14 protein-coding genes are annotated in these 15,384 nt (G+C 72.5%); 10 read left to right on the top strand and 4 right to left on the bottom strand.

What is annotated here, in order from left to right; genetic code table 11:
- The first annotated feature begins 52 nt into the window (after nucleotides 1-52).
- The 3 genes from ACP6CK_RS13290 to ACP6CK_RS13280 all read left to right on the top strand — a co-directional run bounded on the left by ACP6CK_RS13290 (nucleotide 53) and on the right by ACP6CK_RS13280 (nucleotide 3,953).
- Nucleotides 53-1,030, top strand: a complete 978-nt coding sequence (locus ACP6CK_RS13290) for a tripartite tricarboxylate transporter substrate binding protein (protein ID WP_426959484.1) — start codon at nucleotides 53-55, stop codon at nucleotides 1,028-1,030.
- A gap of 134 nt (nucleotides 1,031-1,164) precedes the next feature.
- On the top strand, nucleotides 1,165-3,021 hold the full coding sequence (gene aspS, locus ACP6CK_RS13285) for an aspartate--tRNA ligase (protein ID WP_426959483.1): 1,857 nt from the start codon (nucleotides 1,165-1,167) through the stop codon (nucleotides 3,019-3,021).
- Nucleotides 3,022-3,050: 29 nt separating this feature from the next.
- On the top strand, nucleotides 3,051-3,953 hold the full coding sequence (locus ACP6CK_RS13280; RefSeq protein WP_426959482.1) for an EipB family protein: 903 nt from the start codon (nucleotides 3,051-3,053) through the stop codon (nucleotides 3,951-3,953).
- A gap of 242 nt (nucleotides 3,954-4,195) precedes the next feature.
- On the opposite strand, the gene ACP6CK_RS13275 is transcribed toward ACP6CK_RS13280, so the two are convergent.
- The 3 genes from ACP6CK_RS13275 to ACP6CK_RS13265 form a co-directional block, all read right to left on the bottom strand.
- Nucleotides 4,196-4,588 (bottom strand): hypothetical protein, encoded by a 393-nt coding sequence (locus ACP6CK_RS13275; protein ID WP_426959481.1) that lies wholly within the window; start codon nucleotides 4,586-4,588, stop codon nucleotides 4,196-4,198.
- 130 nt (nucleotides 4,589-4,718) lie between these two features.
- The gene (locus ACP6CK_RS13270) at nucleotides 4,719-5,171 is read right to left on the bottom strand and encodes a PaaI family thioesterase (protein WP_426959480.1); all 453 of its coding nucleotides are present in this window, start codon (nucleotides 5,169-5,171) and stop codon (nucleotides 4,719-4,721) included.
- Nucleotides 5,168-6,577 (bottom strand): MATE family efflux transporter, encoded by a 1,410-nt coding sequence (locus ACP6CK_RS13265; RefSeq protein ID WP_426959479.1) that lies wholly within the window; start codon nucleotides 6,575-6,577, stop codon nucleotides 5,168-5,170. The genes ACP6CK_RS13270 and ACP6CK_RS13265 overlap by 4 nt, the downstream gene beginning before the upstream one ends.
- A gap of 105 nt (nucleotides 6,578-6,682) precedes the next feature.
- Between ACP6CK_RS13265 and ACP6CK_RS13260 the strand changes: the two genes are divergently transcribed.
- From ACP6CK_RS13260 to ACP6CK_RS13230, 7 genes are all read left to right on the top strand, one after another.
- Nucleotides 6,683-7,723, top strand: a complete 1,041-nt coding sequence (locus tag ACP6CK_RS13260; RefSeq protein WP_426959478.1) for an alpha/beta hydrolase — start codon at nucleotides 6,683-6,685, stop codon at nucleotides 7,721-7,723.
- A 25-nt stretch (nucleotides 7,724-7,748) separates the two neighbouring features.
- Nucleotides 7,749-8,099 carry a hypothetical protein gene (locus ACP6CK_RS13255; protein WP_426959477.1) on the top strand — a complete coding sequence of 117 codons (351 nt, stop codon included), beginning with the start codon at nucleotides 7,749-7,751 and terminating at the stop codon, nucleotides 8,097-8,099.
- 153 nt (nucleotides 8,100-8,252) lie between these two features.
- A complete protein-coding gene (locus ACP6CK_RS13250) occupies nucleotides 8,253-9,230 on the top strand; it encodes a Bug family tripartite tricarboxylate transporter substrate binding protein (protein WP_426959476.1) in 978 nt (325 codons plus the stop codon).
- A gap of 107 nt (nucleotides 9,231-9,337) precedes the next feature.
- Complete coding sequence (locus ACP6CK_RS13245; protein WP_426959910.1) at nucleotides 9,338-11,113, top strand: IlvD/Edd family dehydratase; 1,776 nt, start codon at nucleotides 9,338-9,340, stop codon at nucleotides 11,111-11,113.
- Between the two features lie 13 nt (nucleotides 11,114-11,126).
- Entirely contained in the window at nucleotides 11,127-11,876 is a 750-nt protein-coding gene (locus ACP6CK_RS13240) for an SDR family oxidoreductase (RefSeq protein WP_426959475.1), read from the top strand.
- Between the two features lie 13 nt (nucleotides 11,877-11,889).
- Nucleotides 11,890-12,735 carry a fumarylacetoacetate hydrolase family protein gene (locus ACP6CK_RS13235; RefSeq protein WP_426959474.1) on the top strand — a complete coding sequence of 282 codons (846 nt, stop codon included), beginning with the start codon at nucleotides 11,890-11,892 and terminating at the stop codon, nucleotides 12,733-12,735.
- A 185-nt stretch (nucleotides 12,736-12,920) separates the two neighbouring features.
- Nucleotides 12,921-14,861 carry an elongation factor G gene (locus ACP6CK_RS13230; protein ID WP_426959473.1) on the top strand — a complete coding sequence of 647 codons (1,941 nt, stop codon included), beginning with the start codon at nucleotides 12,921-12,923 and terminating at the stop codon, nucleotides 14,859-14,861.
- 52 nt (nucleotides 14,862-14,913) lie between these two features.
- On the opposite strand, the gene hpxZ is transcribed toward ACP6CK_RS13230, so the two are convergent.
- Nucleotides 14,914-15,306, bottom strand: coding sequence for an oxalurate catabolism protein HpxZ (gene hpxZ, locus ACP6CK_RS13225; RefSeq protein ID WP_426959472.1), 393 nt, complete (start codon nucleotides 15,304-15,306; stop codon nucleotides 14,914-14,916).
- Nucleotides 15,307-15,384 lie beyond the last annotated feature (78 nt).

Here is a 15,384-nt window from a genome sequence, read left to right as displayed (position 1 = left end):
ACACCGCCCGGTGCCGCCGATAGGCGGGAGGCAACGGAGAGGGAGGAGTGTCATGACGATCGTCCGGGCGAGCCGCCGCGGGGTCCTCGGTGCCGCCCTCACCCTGCCGGCCGCCGCCCTCGCGCAGGAGGGATGGCCCAACCGGCCCCTGCGCCTGATCGTGCCTTATGCCCCCGGCGGGGGAACGGACGTGCTGGCCCGGTCGTTGGCCGCGAAGGTGGCCGAGCGGATCGGCGTGCCCATCGTGGTGGACAACCGCCCGGGCGGGGCCGGCAACCTCGCCACCCGCCTCGCGGCCGAGGCGCCGGCGGATGGCCACACCCTGCTGGTCGGCAACATCGGTCCCATCGCCGTGAACCCGAGCCTCTTTCCCGGCCTCCAGCCCGACCCGGCCGAGGCGCTGGCGCCAGTGACGCTGCTGGCGGCGGCGCCGATGCTCATGCTGGTTCATCCCGACGTGCCGGCCCGGACGCTGTCGGAGCTGCTGGACCTCGCCCGGGCCCGGCCGGGGGCGCTCAACTACGGCTCCGCGGGCAATGGCTCGGCCAATCACCTGGCCGGCGCCTATCTCGCGCTCATGGCCGGGATCGACATCGTCCACGTGCCCTATCGCGGGGCGGGACCGGCGCTGAACGACCTCGTGGCCGGCACCCTGGCGATGATGCCGGCCTCCATCCCCGCCGCCATCGGCCTGGTGCGGGACGGGCGGGTGCGGGCGCTCGCCGTCTCCACCGCCCGCCGCGCGGCCGTGCTGCCGGAGGTCCCGACCGTCGCGGAAGCCGGCGTGCCGGGCTACGAGATGAGCGCCTGGTACGGGATCCTCGTCCCGGCCCGCACGCCCGCTCCGGTGGTGGACCGGCTGCAGCGGGAGATCGCGGCCTCCCTCGTCACGCCGGAGCTGCGGACGCGCTTCGCCGCGGAGGGGGCCGAACCCTCCGGCGACACGCCCCAGGCCTTCGGCGCCTTCGCCGCGGCGGAGCGCCGCAAATGGGCGGAGGTGGTGCGGGCGGCGCGGATCGTCCCCGACTAGCGCAGGCGCCGCGGCGCGGGGTTGACACCCGGGGTCGGGCTGGCCCTCTTGCCGCCCCGCCCCGGGGTCGCGGGCGGCCGGAGACGGCCGCACGGACCGCCGGGGCCCTGTCCGCACCCAGGGTTTTCTCCTCCATGCACGCCTATCGTACCCACACCTGCGGCGCCCTCCGCGCCTCCGACGCCGGGAGCACGGTCCGGCTGTCCGGCTGGGTGCACCGCAAGCGCGACCATGGCGGGTTGCTCTTCGTCGATCTGCGGGACCATTACGGCCTGACCCAGTGCGTCATCCCGACCGGCTCCGCCGTGTTTGAGGCGGCGGAGAACCTCCGGCCGGAAAGCGTCATCACCGTCACCGGCGAGGTCGTGCGGCGCGAACCCTCCACCGTGAATCCCCGCCTGCCGACGGGCGAGGTGGAGCTGCGCGTGAAGGATCTGGTGGTGCAGTCCGCCGCGGACGTGCTGCCTTTCCAGGTGGCGGTCGACGACGACGCGCCGGAGGAGATGCGGCTGCGCTACCGCTTCCTGGACCTGCGGCGGGAGCGGCTGCAGCGGAACATGATCCTGCGCGCGAAGGTCATCCACGACATCCGGGAGCGGATGATCGCCGCCGGCTTCAACGAGTTCCAGACGCCGATCCTGACGAGCAGCTCCCCGGAGGGTGCGCGCGACTTCCTCGTCCCCGCCCGGCTGCATCCCGGCAAGTTCTACGCGCTGCCGCAGGCGCCGCAGCAGTTCAAGCAGCTGACGATGGTCGCGGGCTTCGACCGCTACTTCCAGATCGCCCCGTGCTTCCGGGACGAGGCGGGGCGGGCCGACCGCACGCTGATGTTCTACCAGCTCGACGTCGAGATGAGCTTCGTCACCCAGGACGACGTGTTCGAGACGATGGAGCCCGTGATGCGCGGGACCTTCGAGGCCTTCGCGAACGGGCGCGCGATGGACACGGGCCCCTGGCGCCGCATCCCCTTCGCCCAGGCGATGCTGGACTATGGCTCGGACAAGCCGGACCTGCGGAACCCGCTGATCATCCGGGACGTGACGGCGCAGTTCGCGGGATCGGGCTTCGGGCTCTTCGCGAAGATCGCCGCCGGCGGCGGCGTGGTGCGCGCCATCCCGGCGCCAGGCGCGGGCGGCAAGCCCCGCGGCTTCTTCGACAAGTTGAACGAGTGGGCGCGGGCCTCGGGCGCCGGCGGCCTCGGCTACATCGCCTTCGACGCCGACGGGCCGAAGGGGCCGATCGCGAAGAACCTAGAGGCGGATCGCGTGGAGGCCATCCGCGCCGCCTGTGGGCTGAACCCGGGCGACGCCGTCTTCTTCGCCGCCGGCAAGGAGGAGGAGGCCGCGAAGTTCGCCGGGGCCGTCCGCCTGCGCCTGGGGAACGAGCTCGATCTGGTGGAGAAGAACGCGTTCCGCTTCTGCTGGATCGTGGACTTCCCGATGTACGAGCTGAACGAGGAGACGGGGAAGGTCGACTTCTCCCACAACCCCTTCTCCATGCCGCAGGGGGAGCTGGAGGCGCTGCGGACGAAGGACCCGCTGACCATCCCGGCCTTCCAGTACGACATCGTCTGCAACGGCTACGAGATGGCCTCCGGCGCGATCCGCAACCATAAGGCGGAGATCATGGTCGAGGCCTTCGGCATCGCCGGCTACCCGCCGGAGGCGGTGGAGGAGCGGTTCGGCGGCATGCTGAACGCTTTCCGCTACGGCGCCCCGCCGCACGGCGGCATGGCGGCCGGCATCGACCGGATCGTGATGCTGCTGGCGGAGGAGCCGAACCTCCGCGAGGTGAACATGTATCCCATGAACCAGCAGGGCGAGGACCTGATGATGGGGGCGCCGAGCACCGTCGAGCCGTCCCGCTGGAAGGAGCTGCACATCAAGCCCGACCTGCCGCCGGCCAAGCCGGCCGGGGCAAAGGCCCCCGGCGGGAAGGATGCGACGGGCGACGATGCGGCAAAGGGTGCAACGCCGGCCAAGACCGCCTAAATCTCGCCCCGTTCCTGAAAGGCTCCCTGATGCGCCTGCGCTCTCTGCTCGCCGCGACCGCCTCTTCGGCCATCGTCCTGGCCGCTCTGGCCCTGCCTGCCCGGACGGGGGCCCAGACGGCTCCGACCCAGGCGCCGGCCCCGTCCCAGGCGACGCCGGCCGCCAGCCCGGTGCCGGCCCTGCCCGGCTCGGAGGCGATGGCCGGCCACCGCGCCGCCTATCGCCTGGCCTTCGACCGGGCGCGGGACAATTCCGACGTGGCGCGGGCCGAGGGGGTGATGCTGTTCGAGGTGCTGGACGCCTGCGACGGCTGGGTCAGCCGTCAGCGCCTGACGCTGAACCTGCGCGACCGGGACGGCCAGGTGGTCGACACGGCGTCCGACTACAACACCTTCGAGAGCAAGGACGGGCGCCGGCTGCGCTTCTCCATGACGCAGTTCACCGGCGGCGCCGCGACCAACCGCGTCACCGGCGAGGCGGTGCTGGAGGCCGATGGTTCGGGCGTGGTGAACTACGAGTCCCCGGCCGGCCGCCAGGAGCGGCTGCCGGCAGGCACCATCCTGCCCATGGCCCACACCATCCGCGCCATCGCCGCCGCCCGCGCGGGCCAGCGGCTGCTCAACGTCCCGCTGATGGACGGGACGAGCGAGGACGGGGCGCAGGACAGCACCACCATCATCTCCCCCTGGCGGGCCGAGGCGGAGGCGCAGCCGCGCTTCCCGCTGCTGGCGAACCAGCAGAGCGGGCGGATGCGGATCGCTTTCTTCGGGCGCGATGCCAGCGGCCAGGGCGGCGGCGCCTCCTCCCCGGAATACGAGGTGGGGCTGCGCTACTACGCCAACGGCGTGGCGGACGAGCTGAACATGGATTTCGGCGAGTTCTCGGTGAACGGTTCGCTGGAGACGCTGGAGGCGGTTCCGGGCGGCTGCTGACCGTCACGCCGCGGTGACGGCGGAGAGGGGAACCCTCCCTCTCCGGCACCCGGTCGTGCCATCTCCAGGCGCGATGCCGATCCGAACCGGGGACACCCGCCCCCGCCTTCCGCGGCAGCCTTGCAAAAATAAATGAGTGGCGGTTCGGGGGAGAGAATACCTTCTCTCCCCCGGAGTCCCGCGCCGGACAGAGCCGGTCGCCGATGGGGCCGGGAGGACGATCCTCCCAGCCCCTTCGCGCGTCAGCGGCCGCTCATGCTGCCGAGCTTGTCGAGCAGCGCGATCGCGGCGTCCACGCAGGCCCGGGTGGACTCGTTCTCGGCGCAGCGGATGCGAAGCTCCGAATCACCGCGCTCAAAGTGGAAGCTCGCGCCGCGCGGACCTTGATGGAAGCCCATCGGGCCGCGCGGGCCGCCCCAGCCCGGACCGCCCATGCCGTGGCGCTCCATGCCCGGGCCACCCATTCCGGGGCCGCCCATGGGACCACCGGGCGGACCTCCCGGCGGGCCGGGCGGGGGCGGCGGGGTCGGGGCCGCCTGGGGGGCGGGCGGCGTGCCGGGCACGGGTTGGGCCTGGGCGATGCCGGTCAGGCCGATCACGGCCAGCCCGGCCGCCAAGAACAGGGACTTTCGCATCCTCACCTCCACTGCGGGTCGGGGCGATGCCGTGGGGCATCGCCGTCGCAACCCGGCAGAGAGCATTCTGGCGCGCCCGGGGTTTCCCGGGCGGCGCGGCGGGAAACGAAGCGTTACGCCCGGCGGGGCCTCAGGCCTTGGCGCCGGACTGCAGCACGGCGCAGGTCAGGCGGGAGATGCAGGCGAGGCGCCCGTCCTCCCGCCGGATCTCGATTCCCCAGACCTGGGTGGAGCGGCCGGTGTGGAAGGGACGGCACTCCGCCGTCACGCGGGAGCCGAGCGGCACGGTGGCGAGGTGGTTGGCGTTGATCTCCAGCCCCACGCAGTACTGGCCCTCGGGCAGGGCGAGGTTGCAGGCGGTGCTCCCGATCGTCTCCGCCAGGACGACCGAGACGCCGCCGTGCAGGACGCCGAAGGGCTGGATGTGGCGGTGGTCCACCGGCATCTCGGCGCGCAGGTAGTCCGGCCCGACTTCGGTGATCACGATGCCCAGGTGGGTGATGGCGGTGTCGGCCGCGCGGACCATGATCGCCTCGGGCGTGGCGGGCTTGCGCCAGATGGGGCCAGGGGGGGCTGGGTTCATGCCGGGAGTGGCGCAAGGCGGCGCTGCGCCGTCAACCCGCCCCGGCGGGACAGGCGGGCCCAGCGCCAGGTCATGGCGGCGGCGACGCCGGTCAGTCCGATGACCAGCCCCGCCCAGATGCCCAGCGGGCCGAGGCCCGCGGGAAAGCCGAGCAGCAGCGCCGTGGTAAAGCCGAGGCCCCAGTAGCCGGCCGCGGCGATCAGGGCGGGGGTGCGGGTGTCGTGCAGGCCGCGCAGCGCCCCGGCGCCGACCACCTGCACCCCGTCCCCGATCTGGAACAACCCCGCGAGCATCAGGAGGGTGGCGGCGAGCGCCCCGGCCTCGATCGCGCCCGGGGCGGCGGGGTCGAGGAAGAGGCGGGCGAGCGGGCCGGGGACGAGCAGCATCACCGCCCCCATCACCGCCATGAAGGCGACGGCCAGGGAGATGGCGGTCCAGCCCGACCGTGCCGCGTCCCGCGGCCGGCCGGCGCCGATGGCGAGCCCCACCCGCGCCGTCGCGGCCTGCCCCAGGCCGAGCGGTACGGCGAAGGTGGTGCTGGCGATCTGCAGGGCGATGGCGTGGGCCGCGATGGCCGGTGCGCCGAAGGCGCCCATGACCAGCCCGACGGCGCTGAACAGCCCGATCTCCAGCACCATCTGCGCCGCGATCGGCAGGCCGAGCCGCAGCAGCCGGCCGAGGCGGGCGAGCTCCAGCCGCCAGAGGCCGGCGAAGAGGCGGAAGCGGCGCAGGCGCCGGTCCTGCAGGATGTAGGCGGCGAGGGCCAGGAACATCGCCGTGTTGGACACCGCCCCGGCGATGCCGGCACCCCGTACGCCGAGGGCCGGCGCGCCGAGATGGCCGAAGATCAGCACCCAGCCGAGGGCCGCGTTCAGCCCCACTGCCAGCACGCCGATAGCCAGGGGCGGCCCCGGCCGCTCCATCGCCGCCATGAAGCCGCGGAGCGTCAGGAACAGGCCGAAGGGAAAAACGCCCCAGACGACGGCGTGCAGGAACTCCCGGGACAGCGCCGCCAGCGCCGGATCCTGGCCGAGGGCGATCAGCACCGCGTCGCCCTGCCAGAGCAGGGCCATGGCCGGCAGGGCCGCCAGCAGGACGGACCAAGCCCCGGCGCGGAAGGTCCGGCGCATGGCGCGGACATGCCCGACCCGCCGCCCCCGCTCCTGCGCAAAGAGGGCGGAAGCGGCGAAGGACAGGCCGAAGCCGGGCGCCAGCATCGCCCAGACGAGGGTGCCGGAGAGGGTGACGGCCGCCAGCGCCTCGGTGGAGAGATGGCCGAGCAGCGCGGAGTCGGTCGCCAGCATCGCCATCTGGGAGAGATTGGTCAGCGCCATCGGCCAAGCGAGCGCGGCCATCGCCCGGATCTCGGCGAGGAGAGGCGATCCCTGGTGGTCCCGGCGTTCCATGAACGGGGTGTAACCCGCCGGGCCGCGCGGTGGCATCCCGGGGCGGGCGTGGCTAGGCTGCCGGGAACGCGGGGCCCGAGCCCCGGACCGAGGAGCCTGAACGCCATGCAGCGCCGCACCGTGCTCGCCGCCCCCATGGTCGGGGGCGCTGCCCTCGCCCTCCCTGCCCAGCTCCAGGCCCAGCCCACCGGCGTGGTTCTGGAAGAGGCGCTGGTCCCGGGCGGCGAGGCGGGGGTGGAGCTCTACCTCCGCAACAAGCGGCCGGAGGCGCAGAGCCCGGCCCGGGCGGACCGGACGATCCTGTGCGTCCACGGCGCCACCTATCCCGCCTCCACGGCGTTCGACCTGCCGCTCGGCGGCACCTCCTGGATGGACTACATGGCCGGGCGCGGCTTCGACGTCTGGAGCGTGGACCTGCGGGGATACGGCCGCTCCACCCGGCCGGCGGCGATGGCGCAGCCGGCGAATGCGGGTCAGCCCCTTGTGCGCGGGGATCAGGCGCTGGCCGATATCGGCGCGGCGCTGCGCTACATCCGGGAGAAGCGCGGGGTCCAGAAGACGGTCCTGATCGGCTGGTCCTGGGGCACGGCGCTGGTCGGGCGCTTCGCGGCTGATAACCCGAACCTCGTGGAGCGGGTGGTGCTGAACGCGCCGCTCTGGCTGCGGGACCCGCCCCAGCCGGCCCCGTCCGACGCGCTGCCCGCCTATCGCACCGTCACGCGGGCCCAGGCGCGGGAGCGCTGGCTGAACGGCGTGCCGGACAACAAGCGGGCGAACCTCATCCCGCCCGGCTGGTTCGAGCACTGGGCGGATTCTACCTTCGCGACCGATCCGGAGGGCGCGCGGCAGGTCCCGGGCGTGCTGCGCGCGCCGAACGGCGTGCTGGCGGATGGCCGGGAGTTCTGGGGGGCCGGGCGGCCCTATTACGATCCCTCGAAGGTCACGGCGCCGGCGCTGCTGGTGGTGGGGGAATGGGACCGGGACACGCCGCCCTCCATGGCCGTCGCGCTCTTCCCGCTGCTGACCAATTCCCCGGGCAAGCGGCTGGTGATGATCGGGGAGGGGACGCACACGCTCATGATGGAGCGCAACCGCGGGGCGCTCTTCCAGGCCGTGCAGATGTTCCTGGAGGAGGCGATCGCCTGATGGGGCGCATCGGGGAACCCGCGGCGTGATCGTCTGGCGTGGCTGGGGGATCCTGACGGTCGTGATCGGCCCGGCGGTGTGCGTCCTGGTCGCATCCCTCCTGAGCGAGTGGTTCGGGGGCGTGCCGGGCTTCGCCGGTTGGCCGGCGGTGCTCGGGCTGCTGGCCGCGGCCGCGGCGAACTGGTCCGCCGGCCGCTGGTTCAACGGCCGCCCGGGGCGGGAGCTGGTGGATGCGCGGACAGGCCAGCGGGTCGTGCTGCGCCAGGTGAATGACCTGTTCTGGATTCCCATGCAGTGGTGGTCCGTCCCGATCGTCCTGCTGGCGATCGCGGTGGCGTTCCAGGTCCTGACGGGGACCTGGAACCCACCGAGGTGATGGCACGGCTCGCGGAGGGGCGGCCTGTCCCTTAGCCCCGGCGTGCAGCCGGGATGAGGCGGGCCTCCCGCCACGATCGGGCGCCTTGGGGCGGCGACAGTCGGCTGGAAACCGGTTTAGGGTCCGCTCCAAGAACGAAGTTGGGGGGATGACGTGTTCCAGGTGATCGGACGGCGCGCGGCGCTGTCCCTGGCGGCTGCAGGCGGTCTGGCGGGCGTGGCGCGGGCGCAGGGCGCCTATCCCAGCCGGGCGGTGCGGGTGGTGGTGCCCTATGCGGCGGGCGGATCGTCCGACGTGGTGGCGCGGCTGGTCTCGTCGCGGCTGCAGGTGCTGCTGGGTGGCGCGCCCTTCGTGGTGGAGAACCGGCCGGGTGCGGGCTCCATGCTCGGGACCGAGGCGGTGGCCCGGTCGCCGGCGGACGGGCACACGCTGCTGCTGGCCGACACGCCGCACGCCATCCTGCCCGCGCTGCAGGAGCGGATGCCCTACGACTCCCTGGCGGACTTCACGCCGGTGTCGCTGGTGGCGGCGACGCCGCAGATCCTCTTCGTGCATCCCGCCGTCACCGCCCGCACCCCGGCCGAGTTCATCGAGGCGGCGAAGGCGCAGCCCGACCGCTTCGCCTATGCCTCGGCGGGGATCGGGACGTCGTCGCACCTGACGGCGGAGCGGCTGCAACTGCTGACGGGCGCGCGGATGACGCATGTGCCCTATCGCGGCGCGGCGCCGGCGCTGACGGACCTGGCCAGCGGCAACGTGCAGGCCTTCTTCGCGACCATCGCCTCCGGCGCGCAGCTCATCCGGGACGGGCAGATCCGGGCGCTGGGCGTGCTGTCCGAGGCACGGTTGCCGGCGCTGCCCGATGTGCCGACCTTCCGCGAGGGCGGGCTGGACCTGGTGGTGGAGAGCTGGTTCGGGCTGCTGGGACCGGCCGGGATGCCGCGCCCCGCGGTGGACCGGCTGACCGCCGCGCTGCGGGAGGCGGTGGCGACGCCGGAGGTTGCCTCCCGCTTCGAAGCCCTGGGCATCGCCGCGCGGGTGGACGGGCCGGATGCCTTCGCCCGCATGCTGCGGGAGGACACGGCACGCTGGCGCGAGGTGGTGCAGGCGACCGGGGTGCGGCTGACCTGATCCGCCGGTCCCGTGGATGCAATCCGTTAATCCGGTCCCGCTGACCCCGTCACGTTGACACCCGCCGTCGCCCGGGCCGACTCTCCGGGCGAACGGGGGGATCGATGATGGCCGACGCACCGAGGCGACGCCTGCGCAGCCAGGGCTGGTTCGACGACAGCGCGATGCCGGACCTGACCGCGCTCTACACCGAGCGTTTCCTGAACTACGGCATGACGCGGGCGGAATTGCAGTCGGGGCGGCCAATCATCGGCATCGCCCAGACCGGCAGCGACATCGCGCCCTGCAACCGCCATCACATCGAGCTGGCGAAGCGCGTGCGGGACGGCATCCGCGATGCCGGCGGCATCCCGATGGAATTCCCGGTCCACCCGATCCAGGAGACGGGCAAGCGCCCGACCGCCGCGCTTGACCGGAACCTGCAGTATCTCTCGCTGGTGGAGGTGCTGCACGGCTATCCGATCGACGGCGTCGTGCTGACCACGGGCTGCGACAAGACGACACCCGCGCTGCTGATGGGTGCGGCGACGGTGAACATCCCGGCCATCGTGCTGTCCGGCGGGCCGATGCTGGACGGGCATTTCGGCGGGCGGCTGACGGGGTCCGGGACGATCATCTGGGAATCGCGGCGCCGCCACGCGGCGGGCGAGATCAACTACGACGAGTTCATGGACCTCGTGGCGTCCTCGGCGACCTCGGTCGGGCACTGCAACACCATGGGCACGGCGCTCTCCATGAACTCCCTCGCGGAGGCGCTGGGGATGTCGCTGACGGGCTGCGCGGCAATCCCGGCGGCCTATCGCCAGCGCGGACAGATCGCGCACATGACGGGCAAGCGCATCGTGGAGATGGTGCACGAGAACCTGCGCCCCTCCGACATCATGACGCGCGCGGCCTTCGAGAACACGATCCTGACGGCCAGCGCGATCGGCGCCTCCACCAACTGCGTGCCGCACCTGATCGCCATCGCGCGCCACATGGGCGTGGAGCTGTCGATCGAGGACTGGCAGACGATCGGCTACGAGATCCCGCTGCTGGTGGATTGCCAGCCCGCCGGCCGCTTCCTGGGAGAGGGCTTCTACCGCGCCGGCGGCGTGCCCGCCGTGATGCGGGAGCTGAAGGAGGCCGGCCTGCTGCGGGAGGCGATGACCGTCACCGGCAAGACGATGACGGAGAACCTGACGAAGCTGGACCCGCCGGACCGCGAGGTGATCCGCGCCTTCGACACGCCGATGAAGAAGCACGCCGGCTTCGCCATCATGCACGGCAACATCTTCGACAATGCCGTGATGAAGGTGAGCGTCATCGACGAGGCGTTCCACGCCCGCTTCCTGTCCGATCCGGAAGGCGTGTTCGAGGGCAAGGTCGTCGTCTTCGAGGGGCCGGAGGATTACCACGCCCGGATCGAGGACCCTTCGCTCGGGATCGACGAGCGGACGATCCTGGTGATCCGCAATGTCGGCCCCATCGGGTATCCCGGCGGGCCGGAGGTGGTGAACATGGCGCCACCCGCGCATCTCATCAAAGCGGGCATCCAGAACCTGCCGACCATGGGCGACGGGCGGCAGAGCGGGACCTCCGCAAGCCCCTCCATCCTGCATGTGACGCCGGAGGCGGCGCTGGGCGGCGGCCTGGCGCTGCTGAAGTCCGGCGATCCCATCCGCGTGGACCTGAACACCCGCCGCGTGGACGTGCTGATCCCGGAAGAGGAGATGGCGGCGCGCAAGGCGGCCTGGACGCCGAACATTCCCCCCAGCCAGACGCCCTGGCAGGAGATCCAGCGGCAGATGGTCGGCCAGTTCGGCACCGGCGCCTGCCTGGAGCCGGCGACGCTGTTCCTGAACATCATCGAGACGCGCGGCGAGCCGCGGCACAACCACTAGCGGGGACGCGGACATGGCCGGACGGCTTCAGGGCAAGCGCGCCTTCGTCACCGCGGCGGGGCAGGGGATCGGGCGCGCCACGGCCCTGGCCTTCGCGCGGGAAGGCGCGACGGTGATCGCGACCGACCTTCATGCGGAGAAGCTGGACGGGCTGGCCGGCGAGGGCATCGGAGTCATGCCGCTGGACGTGCTGGATGACGCCGCGCTGACCACGGCGATCCAGGCGGCGGGGCCCTTCGATATCCTGTTCAATTGCGCGGGGTTCGTGCACCAGAACACGGCGGAGACCTGCACGGACGAGGACTGGGACTTCGCCTTCCGCCTGAACGTCCGCGCGACCTGGAAGGGCATCCAGGCCGCCATCCCCGGCATGCTGGAGCGCGGCGGCGGGTCCATCATCAACATGTCCTCCGGCGCGGGCTCGATCAAAGGCGCGCCGAACCGCTTCGTCTACGGCACGACGAAGGCGGCGGTCATCGGCATCACGAAGTCGGTGGCGGCGGACTACGTGGCCAAGGGCATCCGCTGCAACGCGATCTGCCCGGGCACGGTGGACACGCCGTCCCTCGGGGACCGGATCGCGGCGAACGCGACGGCGGCCGGCGGGCTGGACCAGGCGCGCGCGGCCTTCGTCGCGCGGCAGGCCATGGGGCGGCTGGGCAATGCGGAGGAGATCGCGATGCTCGCGGTCTGGCTTGCCTCGGATGAGGCAGGCTTCGTCACGGGGCAGCCGATCGTGATAGACGGCGGCTGGACGCTTTGAAGGGGAACACGCGATGAAGCTGCTGCGATACGGCGCGCCGGGCGCGGAGAAGCCGGGGCTGCTGGACGCGGGCGGGACGATCCGGTCCCTGGCCGGCATCGTACCGGATCTGGCCGGAGATGCTCTCTCCCCCGCCGCGCTGGCGAAGATCGCGGCACTGGATACGGCAGAGCTGCCGGCGGTGGAGGCGGGCGTGCGCCTCGGACCGCCGGTCGCGGGCACGCGCAACTTCGTCGCCATCGGCCTGAACTACGCGGATCATGCGGCGGAGACGGGGGCGGCGATCCCGAAGGAGCCGATCATCTTCCTGAAGTCGCTGAACAGCCTTCAGGGCCCGAACGACGACGTCGTCATCCCCGAGGGCAGCCACAAATCTGACTGGGAGGTGGAGCTGGCCGTCATCATCGGCAGCACCGCCAAGAAGGTGCCGGCGAATTCCGCGCTGGACCATGTCGCGGGCTATGCGATCTGCAACGACGTGTCGGAGCGGGAGTGGCAGATCGAGCGCGGCGGCACCTGGGACAAGGGCAAGGGCGCGGACACCTTCGGCCCCGTCGGCCCCTGGCTGGTGACCCGGGACGAGGTGCCCGATCCGCAGGACCTCGCGATGTTCTGCGAGGTGGATGGGCAGCGCATGCAGGACGGCTCCACCCGGACGATGATCTTCGACGTGCGGCAGATCGTCTCCTACGTCTCGCACTTCATCACGTTGCATCCCGGTGACATCATCACCACGGGCACGCCGCCCGGCGTGGGGATGGGGAAGAAGCCGTCCCCCATCTACCTCAAGGCCGGCCAGACCATGCGGCTGGGGATCTCGGGGCTGGGCGAGCAGACGCAGCGCACCGTCGCGGGGTGACCGCGCGCCCGGGGCCTGGCCCAAGGCCCCGGCGAGGCCGCTCGGCGCGGCAGCCGGAGCGGGAGCGCCGACCGGCTCCCGGACGGAACGGGACCGATCAACAGACTGTGCGGATCGGCAGTCCCGGCCGGTCCGGGATGTAATCCTTCCCTGGAAGAGCGCGGCTCTTTCGGGGAGGAAACGGGATGTCAAACGCCCAAGGCAAGCAAGCGGGGCGGGGGGCCCGGGCGATCGCCCTGGTCGGCCCGCAGGGAAGCGGCAAGTCCACCCTGTTCGATGCGCTGATGGCCCCGGCGGGCACGGCCGCGCGGCGCGGCGCGGCGCCGTCCATGAGCACGGAGCTGCGGCTCGGCCATGTCACGGTGATGGGCGATGACTGGGCGATCCTGGATTGCCCCGGCTCCGTCGAGTTCTCCTACGACGCGGAATGCGCCCTCGCCGTCGTCGACCTCGCGGTCGTGGTCTGCGAGCCCTCGCCGGCGCGGGCGGCCGCCCTCGGCCCGCTGCTCCGCCGGATCGAGGAGACGGGGACGCCGGCGATCGTCTTCATCAACAAGATCGACGCGATGGCCGGACGCGTGCGGGACACGGTCGCCGCGCTGCAGGCCCAGACGCGGCGGAAGCTGGTCCTCCGGCAGGTCCCGATCCGGGAGGGCGAGGCGATCACGGGCTATGTCGACCTCGTCAGCGAGCGCGCCTACCGCTACCGCCGCGGCGGTCCCTCCGAGCGGATCGAGCTGCCGGAGGCGATGCTGCCCCGCAAGACGGAGGCGCGCGGCGAATTGCTGGAGGCCCTGGCCGACCACGATGACGGGCTTCTGACGAAGGTGCTGGAAGACCTGACGCCGGAGCCGGAGGACATCTACCGCCCGCTCCATGATTCCGAGGAGAGCGGCGCCGTGATCAGCGTCCTGCTCGGGGCGGCCGAGCACAGCAGCGGGGTGCAGCGGCTCTGGAAGGCGCTGCGCCACGACACGCCCGGGGTGGCGGCCACCGGCGCGCGGCACGGGATCGGTCCGTCCGGCCCGCCGGTGGCGCAGGTGTTCCGAACCCTTCATGCGGGCCACGCGGGCCGGCTGTCCTTCGCCCGCCTCTGGCGCGGCGCGCTGCGGGACGGGGCGCTCCTGGACGGGCAGCGCGTCGGCGGCATCCACCGCTTTCCCGGCGGGGAGGCGCAGAAGGTGGCGCAGGCCGAGGGGGGCGATATCGTCGCCCTGGGCCGGCTGGACGGCGTCCGCACGGGGGCGACGCTGGGCGGGCCGGAGCTGGCCTTTCCCTCGCCGCCCCTGAACCTGTTCTCCCTCGCCATCGCCGCCGATGACCGGAAGGAAGAGGTCCGGCTGTCCACCGCTCTGCAGCGGCTGACCGAGGAGGACCTGGCCCTGACCGTGCGCCAGGACCCGGATTCCGGGATGACGGTCCTGGCCGGGCAGGGGGAGATCCACCTGCGCGCCGCACTGGACCGGCTGGGCGCCGCGGTGGGCGCGCGGCTGCGCACCTCAGGCGCCCCGGTGGCCTTCCGGGAGACGATCCGGCACGCGGTGGTCCAGCACGCGCGCCTGAAGCGCCAGACGGGCGGCCACGGGCAGTTCGCCGACGTGAAGCTGCAGATCGCGCCGCGCCCCCGCGGGTCCGGCTTCCACTTCGACGAGAAGGTGGTCGGCGGGGCGGTGCCGAAGCGCTTCATCCCGGCCGTGGCCCAGGCCGCCGAGGAGGCCACGCGGAAGGGGCCGCTGGGGCATCCCGTGGTGGACATCGCGGTGACCCTGCTCGACGGCGGCTTCCATGCCGTGGACAGCAGCGACATGGCCTTCGCGACGGCCACTCGCATGGCGATGCAGGAGGGGCTGGCGAAGGCCGATCCGGTGATGCTCGAGCCCGTGGACGAGGTGACGGTGGCCGTGCCGGCGGAGTTCACCTCGGCCGCGCAGCGCCTGCTGACGGGGCGGCGCGGCCAGATCCTGGGCTACGCGGCGCGGGACGGGTGGGAGAACTGGGACGAGGTGCAGGCCATGGTTCCCGCGGCGGAGCTGGCGGACCTCATCATCGAACTGCGGTCCCTCTCCCAGGGGCTGGGCAGCTACACCCGCCGCTTCGGCCATCTTGCGGAGGCCCGGCCCCGCTGATGGGGGCTGGAGTGCATGGCGCCGGCCGTGAAGGCCGGGCCGTGCCAGCGGCTCACGGTTCCAGCCGTCCTTCCATCAAGCTCACATGCGCGGAGACGACGCGCCAACCCTCGGGGAAGCGCAGCCAGGTCTGGCTCTGCCGGCCGAGCTTCCCCGGGACTGAGTCCCGCGTGAACATCGTGTTGGCCGTGGCGACGTCGCGGCCATAGGTGGTGATCTCCGTCCGGTGCAGCGTCCGCATCAGCCCGACGGAGGGGCGGGCGCGGCGGAAGGCGCGGATCTCGTCCATGCCGTAGAGGTTCTCGGCCACGCCATAGCGGATGGTCTGCGGGGCGTCGCGGAACAGCTCCTCCAGCACCGGGACGTCGTTGGTGACGAGGGCGGTCTCGTAGCGGGCGAAGGCGGCCTGCACCTCGGCCAGAACCTCGGGGATGTTGATCTGCATGGCAGCCTTCCGGGCGGTGGACGCGCGACGATGCAGGGGCCGTGCCGCGCCGGCCAGGGGTCCTGCCCTGTCCCGGCC

The organism is Muricoccus radiodurans (genome assembly GCF_050154705.1).
Taxonomy (GTDB): domain Bacteria; phylum Pseudomonadota; class Alphaproteobacteria; order Acetobacterales; family Acetobacteraceae; genus Roseomonas; species Roseomonas radiodurans.
The sequence above is the reverse complement of the archived record's forward strand: the minus strand, read 5'-3'. Positions and strand labels throughout refer to the sequence as shown.